Source organism: Shewanella sp. NIFS-20-20 (assembly GCF_019209865.1).
GTDB lineage: Bacteria > Pseudomonadota > Gammaproteobacteria > Enterobacterales > Shewanellaceae > Shewanella.
This window is the reverse complement of sequence record NZ_JAHUTT010000049.1, coordinates 1-14,408: the sequence shown is the minus strand read 5'-3', so window position 1 is coordinate 14,408 and position 14,408 is coordinate 1. Positions and strand designations below refer to the sequence as shown.

Genomic DNA, 14,408 nt, shown 5'->3' with positions numbered 1-14,408 from the left:
TTAGCAATTCTTCCATTGTGGTGGGCGTTTCTCTAAGAAGGCATTGACCCCTTCAGCCTGATCTTCGGTGTCGAATAAGCCGATAAACAGCTCACGCTCGATCGGCAAGGCCTGACTGCGCGGCATGGCACGTCCAGCTTGGATCAACTGCTTACATACGGCAACACTGCTGGGGCTCTGCTTCGCCACCGACAAGGCCATCGCTACCGCGGCATCCAGAGCTTGGCCTTTTTCGACCACTTGCTCCACTAAACCAATGGTATTGGCACGTTCAGCAGTGACGCGCTCGCCACATAAAATCATACGCTTCGCCCAACCTTCACCGACTAAAGCCGTTAAATTTTGAGTGCCACCCGCACAAGGTAACAAACCGACACTGGCCTCGGGTAAGGCCAAGATGGCTTGCGTTTCAGCGATACGAATATCACACGCCAGCGCGACTTCTAAGCCGCCGCCCATGGCATAACCATTAATGGCGGCAATGGACACTCCCCGAAAGTCACTTAGGGTTTCAAACGCATCGCCAAATGCCATGGCCATGGTGGCAGCCGTGCCTTTATCGCCATCGGCAAAGACCGCCAAATCGGCGCCAGCAGAGAAGAACTTTTCACCATCGCCAGTGAGCACTAAGGCGTAAATATCGGGATCGTTATTGAGATCAAGCACGAGATTGCGCAAATGAATTAAGCCATCGGCAGTCCAAGTATTGGCCGGTGGATTGCTAATGGTTAAAATGGCGACATTGCCCTGAACCGTCTTATTAATTTGAGTCATGTCAGTCCCCTTTATCTGATCTCATTTGCCTGTTCATCTAGCAGACGTCTGGCGATAATTAAGCGCATAATTTCATTGGTGCCTTCGAGTATTTGATGCACCCTGACATCCCGGAAAAATCGCTCCAATGGGTATTCACGAATATAGCCATAACCCCCATGAAGTTGCAGGGCATTGTCACACACTTTAAAACCCACATCCGTGGCAAAACGTTTTGCCATGGCACAATACGCGGTGGCTTCGGGATCTTGCTCATCCAGCTTACAAGCGGCCAAACGCACCATTTGCCGAGCGGCCACCAACTCAGTGGCCATATCCGCTAAGGTGAACTGTAAGGCTTGAAACGCGGCTAACGGCTTACCAAATTGCTTACGCTCGTTGAGGTACTGGGTGGCTCTATCCAGCGCGGCTTGAGCTGTGCCTACTGAGCAAGTGGCAATATTAATGCGGCCACCATCCAGTCCCTTCATGGCTAAGGTAAAGCCTTGGCCTTCTTCTCCCAGTAAATTAGCCACTGGAACACGGACATTGTCAAAGGTCACCAGTCTGGTTGGCTGGGCATTCCAACCCATTTTGTGTTCTGCCTTGCCATAAATAATCCCATGCTTGTCGGCCGGGACAGCAATCGCCGAAATGCCTTTAGGGCCAGCCTCACCCGTGCGACACATCACCACTAGCATTTCGGTGGCGCCAGCGCCCGAGATAAACATCTTGGCGCCATTGATCACATACTCATCGCCATCACGCTCCGCCTTGGTGGTTAACGCGGCGGCATCACTGCCAGCCCCCGGCTCAGTTAAGCAATAAGAGGCTAACTTTTGGCCTGAAGTTAACACCTCGCTCCATGCGGCGCGTATCGACTCGCTGCCCCAGGTGGTCAGCATCCAAGTGGCCATATTATGAATGGTCAACATCGCGGTGGTTGCCGTGCACCCTTCAGCCAAGGCTTCAAAGATTAATGACGCATCGAGCCGAGACAAGCCAAGCCCCCCTTCAGACTCGGGAGAGTACAAGCCACAAAAGCCCAACTCTCCCGCCTTTTGAAGGGTTTCCTTCGGGAAGATGTGTTGTTCATCCCATTGCGCTGCATATGGCGCTAATTCTTGCTGGCTAAATTGACTGGCCAATTCCACAAATTGGCGTTGATCTTCATTCAGATTAAAATTCATAGTGACTTCCCAATCTTGTCTAGTCTTCCGTTACTTTAAGGCGATGGTCATGTTAGGTGTGCTGCCAATGTCCTCTTCAAACCAACGGGCGGTAATGGTTTTGGTTTCAGTAAAGAAACGCACCGCTTGCTTGCCATAAGCGTGTTGATCGCCATAGAAGCTGCCCTTCCAACCGGTAAACGAGAAAAAAGGTAATGGCACTGGGATCGGGACATTAATACCCACCTGCCCGACTTCGATTTCGTGCTGATACTTGCGCGCAGCCGCCCCACTGGCGGTAAAAATTGAAGTGCCGTTGCCATAAGGGCTAGCATTCACTAAGGCAATGGCCTCGTCTAAGGTATCGGCCTCCATACAGCATAAGACAGGACCAAAGATTTCTTCGTTGTAGATGCTCATGTCGGTGGTCACCTTATCGAATAAGGTCGGACCGACCCAGTTACCTGACTCATAACCGGCGACAGTGGCATCACTGCCATCGAGTAAACATTGCGCCCCCTGAGCCTTACCTTCGGCAATGAGCTTTAACACTCGCGCCTTGGCCGCAGGGCTAATTAACGGGCCATACGCCGCATCTTTATCGTCCCAGACCCCTGGCTTGACTTTAGCGAGCGCGTCGCGCAGTTCAGGGATCCATGCTTTAGCTGCCCCGACAAACACCGCCACCGATAGCGCCATACACCGCTGCCCTCCGGCTCCCACCGAGGCACCGACTAAGTTATTAATCACTTGCTGCTTATTGGCGTCAGGCATGATGACACAATGATTTTTAGCTCCCGCAAAGGCTTGCACCCGTTTTAAATTATCGGTCCCTGTCTTATAAATATATTGGCCAACCGCCACTGAGCCTACAAAGGAAATGGCTTTAACATCGGGGTGAGATAGCAAAATATCCACCGCAGACTTATCACCATGCACCAATTGCAATACCCCTTTTGGCGCGCCTGCTTGCTCAAATAACTGCGCCAAACGCAATGGTGTCATCGGATCTTGCTCTGATGGCTTCAGGACAAAGGTATTGCCGCACGCGATGGCTAGCGGGAACATCCATAAAGGGATCATCGCCGGAAAGTTAAATGGCGTAATGCCAGCGCACACGCCTAACGGTTGGGTATAGGAGTAAGTATCAATTTGGCGAGCGACATTTTCGACCGTCTCCCCCATGGATAACGAGGCAATGTTGCACGCATGTTCAGCCACTTCAATCCCGCGCCATACATCGCCTTTGGCGTCTTCAAAGGTTTTGCCGGTTTCTTTGGCCAATAGGGTCGCCAGTTCATCATGATGCTCTTTGAGCAAATGCTGATAGCGGAGCATCACGCGAGCACGCTCAGAGACTGGGGTATCACGCCAAGTGAGAAACGCCTGCTTAGCACTGGCGATTGCCGCATGCACTTGCTCATCACTGGCGCAATGTAGGCTGGCTATGGCTTGGTTATTGGCAGGGTTGGTGACGATTATCTCGCGCTCGCTTGCGCCTTGAACATACTGACCATCGATGAAATGTAACACTGTGCTAGACATGGTAATTCCTTATTAAGCGGCCCATTATCATATTGTTGTATTTGGGCGAGTCTTGTTGATTTAAGCTTATTCCACTGCGATTGCGAGTGCCGTAGCTTCGCCACCACCGATACATAAACTGGCCATTCCATGGCGAAGTCCGCGCTGACGTAAGGCATGCAGCAAACTGACAATGATTCGGGCTCCTGAGCAACCAATAGGATGACCTAAGGCACACGCGCCACCATTGACATTCACCTTAGCCACATCGAGTTTGAGCTCTGAAATAGCTAACATGGTCACCATGGCGAAGGCTTCATTGATTTCAAATAAGTCAAAATCAGCCAGAGGGATGTCGAGCTGCGTGGCCAACTTAGCCATGGCCTGCACAGGCGCAGTCGTAAACAACTCAGGGGCTTGCGCATGGGTTTGGTAGCCCATGATGCTGGCCAGTACGGGCAATTGCAGTTGCGTGGCCGTCTCGCGGCTCATCAGCATCAGGCTGGCCGCGCCATCCGAAATTGAACTGGAATTCGCTGCGGTAATGGTGCCATCTTTGGCGAAGGCTGGCCGTAAGCTCGGGATTTTTTCGGGTTTAGCGTTGCCAGGTTGTTCATCTTGGCTAATGCACTGCTCTCCACGACGAGATTGCACCACCACAGGCACTATCTCGGCATCAAACGCCCCCGAGGCGATGGCCGCCTGAGCACGGGCTAACGACATTAAGGCATAATCATCCATCTGCTGACGACTCAGGCCATAGTCATCACTGGTCTTTTGAGCAAAGGTCCCCATGGCCGCGCCAGTATAAGCATCCTCTAAGCCATCGAAGAACATATGATCGAGCACTTGTCCATGCCCCATGCGCATACCACCACGCGCTTTATCGAGTAAATAGGGGGCGCGACTCATACTTTCCATGCCACCGGCAATCACCACCTTGGCACTGCCACTGCGTATGGCATCGGCGGCCATCATCACGGTTTTCATGCCGGAACCACAGACCTTGTTGACTGTGGTCGACGCGGCGCTATCAGGCAGCCCGCCCTTCAGTGCCGCTTGTCGTGCCGGCGCTTGGCCCAGTCCCGCCGGCAGGACACACCCCATGATGACTTCATCCACTAACGCTGGGGCAATGCCAGTTTGTTTCAGCATGGCCTCGATGGTTATCGCACCAAGCTGCGGGCTGGGAACCTCGGCCAAAGCACCCATAAACCCGCCCATCGGGGTACGCTGGGCTGCAACAATCACGATATCTGTCATCGCACTCATAACTACTCCACATCCATTGCTTAAACACATCTGTTGTTAGATGCTCTCAATTCACTCAATCAACAACGCTAACCGTTGTTCATTAAATCGACTAGCAACACTTTGACGTTTACGCGAACGTAAAGCAAGTGTTAATTAGTCTAACAACAAGGTGTAAATCCGTAAAATAGCGTGAGCAAATGTAACTGATATTGCATGGAAGGAGCGCCTAAGCTAGCGCCACAAGGCTTATCGAAGCAATAAGGTTGGTTGGGTTGCCAGCAGCGACACTTAGGCAAGGCCATGAAATGACAAAGGCATAACCAGCGTGTGCTGGCAAGTCACGGCTCTTAGCCGCTGCGTTAGGCCTGGCGCCTTAAGCGTCGGGCCTCAGGTCAGTCTTTATCGGGTTTCCCATGGCGTCAGCGCCGTCATATCGCTCAAATCATAAGGCGTCATCTGATACACATAGTAATTCAGCCAATTGCTGATCAATAAACTTCCATGGGAGTGCCAGCGGGCAATCGGCTCGAGATCAGGGTTATCATCAGGAAAGTAATGACAAGGGATCTCGGGATTGAGTCCTTGCTGCGTATCGCGTTGATACTCATCTCTTAGGGTATATTTTTGATATTCAGGGTGGCCTGTAACAAATAAATTGCGGTTATTTTCGCTGATAATTAAATACGCCCCCGCCCGCTCGGAGGAAGCGAGCACTTGCAGTTGTTGATGCTGCGCTAACTGATCACACGGGATTTGCGCATAACGCGAGTGCGGCACAAAAAACTCATCATCAAACCCACGTAATAAGGGCACCGGCAGATGCACTCGTTGATGCCTAAACACCCCTGAGCGCTTTTTGGCTAATAACTCTCGTTCTAGCCCGTATAAATGATACAGTCCGGCATGAGCTGCCCAACATAAAAATAAGACCGACGTCACATGGGTTTGTGACCAATCAATGATCTCGGTGATATGCTGCCAATAGGTAACATCGGTAAAATCCACTTGCCCTAAAGGGGCTCCCGTGATGATCAAGCCGTCATAGTTACGCGAGCGCACTTCATCGAAGTCTCGATAAAAGTTATTCATATGATCGCTCGGGGTATGCTTGGAGTGTTTGTCATGGATCCGCAATAAATCCACGTCAACTTGCAGCGGGGTATTGCCTAGCAGGCGTAATAATTGGGTTTCGGTCTCAATTTTATTTGGCATTAAATTGAGGATCAGCACCTTCATCGGTCTGATGTCTTGCAGCGCAGCCCGAGACTCAGACATCACGAAAATATTTTCCGAGGTTAAGATCTCGGCTGCGGGGAGATTATCCGGGATTTTTACCGGCATACTGCGCCTCTTCCTGTTGAGGAGTTGGCGCAGAGATTAACTACTGACCAACTCGATTAAGCAAAACCGACATGGGTTCATTACTATTTAAATCAATACGATAACTACTAGTGTTGATAAACATCAACTCACCATTCAAGGTGATTCTGGCAGCAATACTATAGGTATGACCTGGCTCGAATTGATCTTTCCCTATCACAAATGAAAACGGTGCCGGCGTAGTGACATCATTGCGCTCTAATTCAGCCAGGACCTCAGCGGCGACGTCAGCTTTTGAGATATCTTGCACTTGCACGGTTAATACGGCGTCAGGCGGCAAAATCATGCGCTCTCGATACCAAACTTCACCTTGGATTTCTACCATGGCATCAGGGGTTGCACACCCGCCAAGGGACAACATGGCCAACACGGGAACCATGCACAATTTCATATATGACTTCATTGACGCTCCTTAATCATACAACAAGCCTTCTGGATGTCTACACTTCCAACTCTAAAAGTTATCTCTGCCACCACAAATCCACATGAATAATTTTCACCGCGCGATTTAACTGGTCAAGACAGCACCACAAACCTAGGATAATATCCTTGTTCATGGTGGCAGATGTTTCTATCATAAGCCACACACTTTCAGCCAGATACCCTTATGACTCAAGCCAAAGCCATTATTGTTGGCGCCAGCTCACAATTAAGCCAAGAAATCGTACGCCAGATGTGTAATCAAGGAGTGCGATTGCATTTGTTACTCGCAGAGCCCGAATCATTGACTGAATTTGTGCAGCAATTACCGGCGCCAGTGACCTTAGAAAAACTCGACCTACAAAACCCAGACGCTGCCATCGCGACCCTCAAACTTGCTTGGCAACAGCTCGGTGGGGCCGATTTAATCTTAGTCAATACCGGCCTTAATTTGTATCACCCAAGCCTGCCTTGGCAAGCGGAACAACAGATGATTGCCATCAATGTTCAAGGCTTTAGCGCCATAGGCAACACCGCCTTTAACCTCTTTATGGAACAAGGGTATGGTCATTTAGGCGTGATCAACTCTATTGCCGGCCAACGCGGTGGTTCATCAGTGGCTTATCATGCCTCTAAAGCTTATGCGGCCAATTATTTGCAAGGCTTATCCATGCACGCTCAGCGACTAAAACTGCCGCTGACGATTACCGATATTCAATTGGGGTTATTAGATAAGGCGGCCATGCACCAGAGTCGCTTATGGTCGGCACCATTACCTAAGGTGGCCGGACAAATTATCAAGGCATTGAATAAAGGCAAACGCCGCGCCTATGTCACTAAGCGTTGGGCATTGATGGCATGGTTATCTAATGTCTTGCCGGAATATATTTATAATACTCGGCGCTGGAAGAAAAAAGGCGAGAAAAAATAATCAGTATCAATCACCATGGCGCCAATCGGCGCCATGGTTCACTCAAGTGGTGTTACCGCTTAGAACACGTAGCCCACACTCACCATATAGACCCAAGGGTCAATATCGGTCTTAATGGTTACCGGGTCGGCACCAAGATTGAATTTAACGTCGGTGTCAATTTGCGCATACCATACCGAGGCATTCACTAACCAGCGCTCATTGACTTGATAATCGATACCCGCTTGCGCAGCGAAACCCCAAGAATTGCTCAAGCTCAGATCAGTTAACGCACCGCCTAAATCATTCGTGAACTCATTATCAAAAAAGTTGGTAAAGTTAACACCCGCGCCCACATAGGGACGGAATTTTGAGGCAGGATCACCAAAATAATACTGAGCCACTAAGGTTGGTGGTAAATGTTTGGTTTCGGCAATTTTACCGACACCAAGCAGAGACACATTATGACTAAAGGGAGTAGCCGCTAATAATTCAATGGCCACATTGTCGGTGATCATATAACCGAAATTTAACCCTAGTTGGGTATTATTACTGACTTGAAACTCACCAAAACCTGCCACATCCTGACTAGATTCATTGGGAGCAACCACCACAGCACCCGCACGAACAATAATATCTCCTGCTTGATGGGCCATTACCGGGGCGGATAGTAAACTCGCAGCCAACACACTCATCAACATTTTATTCATTGTTACACTCCATTACTACAACGACACCACCAGGGTGGCAACTCAATTAACATTGCGTTCACACTGCCACAGTGGATGATTAACAATATTGATGTAGATCAATAATTAACCTCAGTTCACGCCAGCTACAACGAAACTGCGATCATGATCACTCTTGCGCACCCTCTCGGTATAAAAAAACCGCGAACTCAGTCGCGGCGTTAAATCATCTGCTGATTTGGCTCAGAAATAATTAGTTGGTGGGATACATAGGTTTCATCATTACCTCAGTGGTAAATTTACCATTATTAATCACTGGGTATTTATCATAAGTCTGAAATAGCACTTGCCCTTGATATCGGATCATCGCGACCACGCCATAATTGACACTGGCGTCAATCGTATCGGCAGGCAATAAAAACTTAAACGGCACCGGCACCCTGGCTATGGTGAAATTCTTTTGCGCAATAATGGCTCCCGGAGTATCGAAATCAATGATCGCGATATTAATCTCACTGCCTTGAGGCAAACTGATTTTTTCCAGATAACCAGCAGCACCATTAACGACGATAGGTTTCGCTGGCTCAACGGTGACACAGGCAGTGAGCAATAAGCTCACGATCATAACAAGTGAGGTGGCTAAATATTTTCTCATCTGATGGCCTTTATCCTTTCATTTGACGTATCAAGCCTTCCTGAGTACAAGAAGCAATTAATTGACCTTGACGGTTAAAGAATTGCCCACGGACAAAACCGCGGCCATTGCTTGCACTTGGGCTATCTACACTATAAAGCAACCAATCTTGTAAATCACATTCCCGATGAAACCACATCGCATGGTCAATCGTGGCTAGACGCATACCTGGGGTCAAAAACGAAACGCCATGAGGCTGCAAGGCGGTGACTAAAAAATTAAAGTCTGACGCATACGCCAATAAGAAATCATGGACACAAGTATCTGTTGGCATCGCACCATTGGCACGGATCCAAATGTGACGTTTAGGTTCGGTGGCCGCGGGTAACACTGGATTAAGGGCATCGACGAGGCGCATTTCTATCGGCGCGTCAGCCATAAACTTTTCCAGAATTTTAGCCGGCACTTTATCACGTAAAGTCATGGCTAATTCTTGCTGATTTAGCAGGCCCTCAGGGCCTGGCACTTGCGGCATGACATCTTGATGCTCAAAACCTGCCTCTTGCGCTTGGAATGAACACGTCATATAAAAAATCGGCCGGCCTTTTTGAATCGCCTTAACTCGGCGGGCACTGAAACTGCCGCCGTCACGCATATTTTCGACATCGTAGACTATCGGTAATTTCTCATCACCCGCGCGTAAAAAGTACGAATGAAAGGAATGTACTTTACGGTCACTGGCGACCGTTTGTTTGGCCGCGCTAAGTGCTTGCCCCATCACCTGACCACCAAACACATGACCGAAGCCTAAGTCCTGACTTTGGCCGCGGAATAACCCTTGTTCAATGGGTTCTAAGGCCAAAAGGGCCAGTAAATCATCTAACACCTGACTCATAAATCTACCTATTACACGAATGCTCACGCCAAGATAAAGGTCAGCGGCGGCAATGGCAAGTCAAGCGCAGCAACAATCCCGAGGATTAAGTCAGTTTAATATCATGTTCCTTGGCGCCTCGGGTGGTCCAAGCGCAGATTTTAGACTCGGCGCTGACCAACACCTCTGGAGATCGTTTAGTGCCCAACTCAGACCAATGACGGGCAATCACCTCGGGCGTGCATTGTTCCGCCGTGAAATATTCACTCGGATACTCCACAAACATGCCATGGCTAACACTGCCCGCCGCGGCTAAAAAATGCTGGCCATTGGGCGCTTGGCTGCTCGCCAAAAATAACAAAGCCGCCACTGGCGTTTGGCAAGCAAAAATGGGTTTCACCCGCGCCGCTAAATGTTGCTCCGGTAACTCAGTCACCGCTAAGCCACATAAGCTATTAACATGAATATCAATGGTGGCCCCTCGCTGAGCTAGGCTATTGACCATCCCGACCACCGCCATTTTAGTCACCGACTCATTCACTCTCAGCGAGTCGCCATACAGCCCGCTAACACTGGTCATCATCACAATCCGGCCGTATCTTTGTGCCTGCATTAATGGCCAAATCGCTTGAGTCAACTGTAAGCTAAACATGATTTCTACTTGCCACTGCAACGCCAAGTGACCAGGCTCTGCATGCCTTAGTTCATCATGCACACAGGCACCATGAATTAACGCCGCCACTTTAGGCGTTAATGCCTTGATGTCAAGCAGCAATAAATCACAGTTATCTTTTTGATAGTAATCATAAAATAAATATTCAGCGCGGCCACCAAGCGCAGAGATATGCGCCAGTAACTCACTCACCTCATCACATGTGGCCGCGTATCGGTCAACGAGGATCAGCTGGGCGCCCCGTTGTGCCAGCGCCAAAGCATAGCGGCGTACCAATCCCTTGACCGCCCCAGTGATCACTATTTGTTGCTGTTCAAATCGCATCTTTTCTCTGTCCTTAGCAAGATGGTCGTCCTCCAGTAATAGACCACAAAACATCCGAACAAACTTTGAACTAACAAGCATTTATTAAGACTCATACCGAGCAATTATCGTCGCCTTTAGAACCGTCAATATTTTTAAGAATTTATGTTATTATTTGCCGCCATGGCGTCGGCCATCTTGTTCAGCTCAACGCTCTTATTTTACTAACTTAGAAGAAAAACTCAGATTATGAATCCTTGGTTGTTAGCGATTAGACCACGCACTTTGCCTGCGGCCATTGGCCCCTTGCTCGTCGGCAATATGTTAGCCCTGCCTCTGGCCAGCTTTAATTTGACCATTGCGGTTATTTCCACCTTGTGTGCCGTGTTATTGCAAGTCGCAGTCAATCTTGCCAACGACTATTTCGATTTTAAAAGTGGCGTCGATACCGACGAGCGCTTAGGCCCAATACGAGTGACACAATCAGGCTTATTGCCAGCATCTGCGGTGAAAAATGGTATGATTTTATCGCTAGTATTTGCCATCCTTATCGGCTTTATTTTAATCTGGCATGGCGGCTGGGTGGTGGCCTTGTTAGCCATATTTGCTGTGCTGGGTGCGCTCAGTTATAGCGGTGGCCCTTATCCGTTAGCTTCTCACGGCTTAGGCGAAGTCGCCGCCTTTATCTTTTTCGGCTTAGTTGCCGTGGTAGGCAGTTACTTTATTCAAGCAGGTGATACCAGTCTGAGCGCCTGGTTGTTAGGTTCGGCCATCGGCTTATTTAATGCCGCCATCATGTTAGTGAATAATACCCGGGATATCAGTACCGATACTAAGGCGGGTAAACGCACGTTAGCCGTTAGGATTGGTCAGGAGGCGGCAAGAAGTCTATATCAAGCCCTAGTTTACTTACCTTTCGCCTTGATCATTGGGGGGTTTTTAATGGGGGTGCTGGCGGGGCTGCCAGTGTTATTGGCGGGAGTCGCACTGATTATGGCGCGCAATTTAGCGCAAGCATTCTTGGTCACTCAAGGTGAAGCGCTCAATCCATTGCTCGGTCAAACGGCAAAACTCACCATGATATTTTCCGGTTTATTCAGTCTCGGCTTGTTATTACAGACGGTGGTTTACAACTAATACCATGAGGGTGGCGGTCGGCTCAGGGCCGCCAAGCTTGCGAGTTAACTTCGCCGCGTTTTGGCAAGCTTAGGAAATTTAGACAAAAAAATAGCACGTTAACAACGTGCTATTTAAGCGATTTGACAGCGATTAGATCACTTCAAACTCGTCATAGGTCAAATCTTGTAATTGACCGAGTTCAGGTGCTGACACCATAGGGTGCGCAGCTAACCAAGCAGCAAGGGCGTCAATCGCTGCTGGTTGTGGCGCACCGTAACGCGCTTCAGGCAGAACAATCGCGTCACAACGACCGTTAGAGGCACCACATACTGTGCATAATTCATGGGCTTCTAAGAAAGCAAATAACTCATCAGTGAACTGGTCGTATTCAGCCTCGGTTTGACATGACAGCTGACATTGCAGTTGGAAACCAAATACTGCAAACTCTCCGAGGTAGAGTTTTTTACGCAAGCGCTTAGATTTATTGTCAATTTTGTCTAATTTCATCACTTACCACCTAGCATAACTTGAATACTCAATTTTAGACATGCATCTTACTGTGCTCTGAGGCCATGCACCAGCAGATTTCATTGATTAAGCAAGGAGAGTGATCCGCAGCGGCTATCGCAGCTCGCCTGCCAGTGCATCCCCCCGCTTGCGTCACTTTCGCCACTGACGCTTTCGATTGAGGGTAAAAATCGGGACAAATCATCCCCGCCCGCTTTTGCCCGCATCATTACTCGTGTTTCTTGCCATGAGCTCTCATATTGAAGCCACAGGGTTGGCATAGCTCACATTAACCATCAGCGCTTACACATGGCATTTAACGATTAAAGATGCGTGAGCATGTCCCCAATCAGACTGCAAAGATGACTTGCCGATGACTCGAATTGCGCGTTCGTCTGTTAAGTGCGACAAACTTATCATCCTTGCGTCTTGAATCTTGAAGTAGCGTTACCAATCAACTTTGGAGAATCGACATGGATATTAGAACCACAAGCGTAAAACTGACGGCAGCATTAAGCTTATTAATCTCATTAGGTGCCGTGACCATGGCACAAGCCGTGCCTTGGTGTCATCGCGGCACCATAGTCCAAATTGCGGATGTGAGTTGGAGTCAGGCGCAAATTATGGCTAATTTTACCGGCTCTATTCCTAGCTTTGTAGCCGATCCTGAGGTGTACACGACTTTCACCGCCACCCATAACTATGCCAATACCTTTGCCGGTGGCGGCGGTGGGTTTGGCGGCTACAGCGTGCCGGGTTCCGGTCAAGTTCAAGTGCATGAGTACGCCCCTTATACTCTGACAAATATGGTTGGGCCTGGTTATTACTTTACCAGCCAAGGCGTCAAGTTTAAGTTGAAAAAATGCTACACCATACCGCCAATGACTGAACATAAAGAAGTCGCCATCTTTGAGCCAACCAGCCCCAGCGGTGGCATTGATGTCAAACCCTATGAGCGCCTCTATGAACTGGAAAGCTTCTGGAGCCAGAGCCGCGAAGAACAACCGCAGCGCTAGTCTATCGACGCCACGTTCAGGCCTCTCGGCCTGAACGCCTCCCCCACTTTTAGTATTAAGCAAATGCAACTTTAGTTGACCCGCGAAATAGTGTTACCTTTAATTAACATTTATTGGCAACCTCATCGTGGACACTGTGAAACTACCGCTCATTATCTGGATATGGATAGGATGGCTTACCCTATGCACTCAAAGCTATGCCAATACTACAGGTTACTCCGATTGTCTCGACCCAGAACTCGCTAACAACCAACGCCTTTCCAGTTGCGACCGCTTAGTGGCAGAACATGAACAAGACCATCGTCACTCGGCACAAATATTTGATATTCAGCTGCAACGTTTGGTGATCTATACCAGCGAAGGCCAATATGATCTTGCCAACCAGATCAATGCATTGCTCGCCAATTGGGAAAGCGACATCCTTCCAAATCAAGAATTTTCGTTTTTACATCACAGTGGGATTTTGCATTACCGCCAAGGCGAATACCCGCAGGCATTAGCGATATTCAATCACGCACTTGAGCTGGCCAAAGGCATCGATGACCCCTTACTTATCGCCAAAGCACTCAGTGATATTGGCACGGCAAATATGGCGATGGAGAATCACCAGCAAGCCATCAGCGCCTTCCATCAAAGCCTCATGATCAAACAGCAACACGCCTCGCCTAATAGTTTGGCGGTCACGCTCAATAATTTGGGGTCTGTCTATTTGAAGATGGAGGACTGGGCGCAAGCCGAACACTTTTACTCATTAGCCTTAGCTATTTATCAAGAACACCAACACGCGGCTCGCCAGGCGCATACCCAAGAAAATCTGGCTATCGTGCATATGAAACAAGCGAATTACAGCCAAGCCTTGGCAGAATTAACGGCATCATTAACCTACGCGGTTGAGCAACAAAATGAAGTGGGCCAATTACGGCTACTGATCCATTTGGCTCAATTAAGCTTGCAGAGTAGCCAATGGCATCAGGCGAGTCGCTATATCGAGCGCGCGAAAATATTGGAGCACAAACGCCCTCAAAGCGCATTAACCGCGCCCTTAAAGCTAGTCATGGGCTAATGCCGTTCACTTAGTGTGAACGGCATTTTTCTTAGACTTAATGGGATACTTGTTTTTACTCATTTTTAACGCACGTGGATAGGCCCTATCCCGTTTCCCATCAAGCTTGAACTGTCTCGC

Annotated in this window: 15 protein-coding genes; 4 read left to right on the top strand and 11 right to left on the bottom strand. The window is 49.0% G+C overall.

The annotated features are described in order from the left end of the window. From KU855_RS14235 to KU855_RS14210, 6 genes are all read right to left on the bottom strand, one after another. Positions 1–774 carry an enoyl-CoA hydratase gene (locus tag KU855_RS14235; RefSeq protein ID WP_218530949.1) on the bottom strand — a complete coding sequence of 258 codons (774 nt, stop codon included), beginning with the start codon at positions 772–774 and terminating at the stop codon, positions 1–3. A gap of 11 nt (positions 775–785) precedes the next feature. Next, positions 786–1,943: an acyl-CoA dehydrogenase family protein gene (locus tag KU855_RS14230; protein WP_218530948.1), complete on the bottom strand. Its 1,158-nt coding sequence runs from the start codon at positions 1,941–1,943 to the stop codon at positions 786–788. Between the two features lie 30 nt (positions 1,944–1,973). After that, positions 1,974–3,467, bottom strand: a complete 1,494-nt coding sequence (locus KU855_RS14225; protein ID WP_218530947.1) for a CoA-acylating methylmalonate-semialdehyde dehydrogenase — start codon at positions 3,465–3,467, stop codon at positions 1,974–1,976. Between the two features lie 66 nt (positions 3,468–3,533). Continuing rightward, positions 3,534–4,718: a thiolase family protein gene (locus KU855_RS14220; protein ID WP_305729021.1), complete on the bottom strand. Its 1,185-nt coding sequence runs from the start codon at positions 4,716–4,718 to the stop codon at positions 3,534–3,536. A 381-nt stretch (positions 4,719–5,099) separates the two neighbouring features. Continuing rightward, positions 5,100–6,041: a homoserine O-succinyltransferase gene (metA, locus tag KU855_RS14215; protein WP_218530946.1), complete on the bottom strand. Its 942-nt coding sequence runs from the start codon at positions 6,039–6,041 to the stop codon at positions 5,100–5,102. A 40-nt stretch (positions 6,042–6,081) separates the two neighbouring features. Then, on the bottom strand, positions 6,082–6,483 hold the full coding sequence (locus tag KU855_RS14210; RefSeq protein WP_218530945.1) for a YbaY family lipoprotein: 402 nt from the start codon (positions 6,481–6,483) through the stop codon (positions 6,082–6,084). 204 nt (positions 6,484–6,687) lie between these two features. On the opposite strand from KU855_RS14210, the gene KU855_RS14205 reads away from it, so the two are divergent. After that, the gene (locus tag KU855_RS14205) at positions 6,688–7,431 is read left to right on the top strand and encodes an SDR family oxidoreductase (RefSeq protein ID WP_218530944.1); all 744 of its coding nucleotides are present in this window, start codon (positions 6,688–6,690) and stop codon (positions 7,429–7,431) included. Positions 7,432–7,490: 59 nt separating this feature from the next. Here the strand turns inward: KU855_RS14205 and ompW are convergent, their stop codons facing one another. The 4 genes from ompW to KU855_RS14185 form a co-directional block, all read right to left on the bottom strand. Next, on the bottom strand, positions 7,491–8,120 hold the full coding sequence (gene ompW / locus KU855_RS14200) for an outer membrane protein OmpW (RefSeq protein ID WP_218530943.1): 630 nt from the start codon (positions 8,118–8,120) through the stop codon (positions 7,491–7,493). A gap of 232 nt (positions 8,121–8,352) precedes the next feature. Further along, the gene (locus KU855_RS14195) at positions 8,353–8,754 is read right to left on the bottom strand and encodes a YbaY family lipoprotein (protein WP_218530942.1); all 402 of its coding nucleotides are present in this window, start codon (positions 8,752–8,754) and stop codon (positions 8,353–8,355) included. Positions 8,755–8,764: 10 nt separating this feature from the next. Continuing rightward, positions 8,765–9,628 (bottom strand): acyl-CoA thioesterase II, encoded by an 864-nt coding sequence (gene tesB, locus KU855_RS14190; protein ID WP_218530941.1) that lies wholly within the window; start codon positions 9,626–9,628, stop codon positions 8,765–8,767. Positions 9,629–9,713: 85 nt separating this feature from the next. After that, on the bottom strand, positions 9,714–10,604 hold the full coding sequence (locus KU855_RS14185; RefSeq protein WP_218530940.1) for an SDR family NAD(P)-dependent oxidoreductase: 891 nt from the start codon (positions 10,602–10,604) through the stop codon (positions 9,714–9,716). Positions 10,605–10,832: 228 nt separating this feature from the next. On the opposite strand from KU855_RS14185, the gene KU855_RS14180 reads away from it, so the two are divergent. Further along, entirely contained in the window at positions 10,833–11,720 is an 888-nt protein-coding gene (locus KU855_RS14180; protein ID WP_218530939.1) for a 1,4-dihydroxy-2-naphthoate polyprenyltransferase, read from the top strand. Positions 11,721–11,852: 132 nt separating this feature from the next. On the opposite strand, the gene KU855_RS14175 is transcribed toward KU855_RS14180, so the two are convergent. Continuing rightward, entirely contained in the window at positions 11,853–12,209 is a 357-nt protein-coding gene (locus tag KU855_RS14175) for a 50S ribosome-binding protein YggL (RefSeq protein WP_218530938.1), read from the bottom strand. 473 nt (positions 12,210–12,682) lie between these two features. Between KU855_RS14175 and KU855_RS14170 the strand changes: the two genes are divergently transcribed. Next, positions 12,683–13,225: a hypothetical protein gene (locus KU855_RS14170; protein WP_218530937.1), complete on the top strand. Its 543-nt coding sequence runs from the start codon at positions 12,683–12,685 to the stop codon at positions 13,223–13,225. Between the two features lie 136 nt (positions 13,226–13,361). Then, complete coding sequence (locus KU855_RS14165) at positions 13,362–14,288, top strand: tetratricopeptide repeat protein (protein WP_218530936.1); 927 nt, start codon at positions 13,362–13,364, stop codon at positions 14,286–14,288. Positions 14,289–14,408 lie beyond the last annotated feature (120 nt).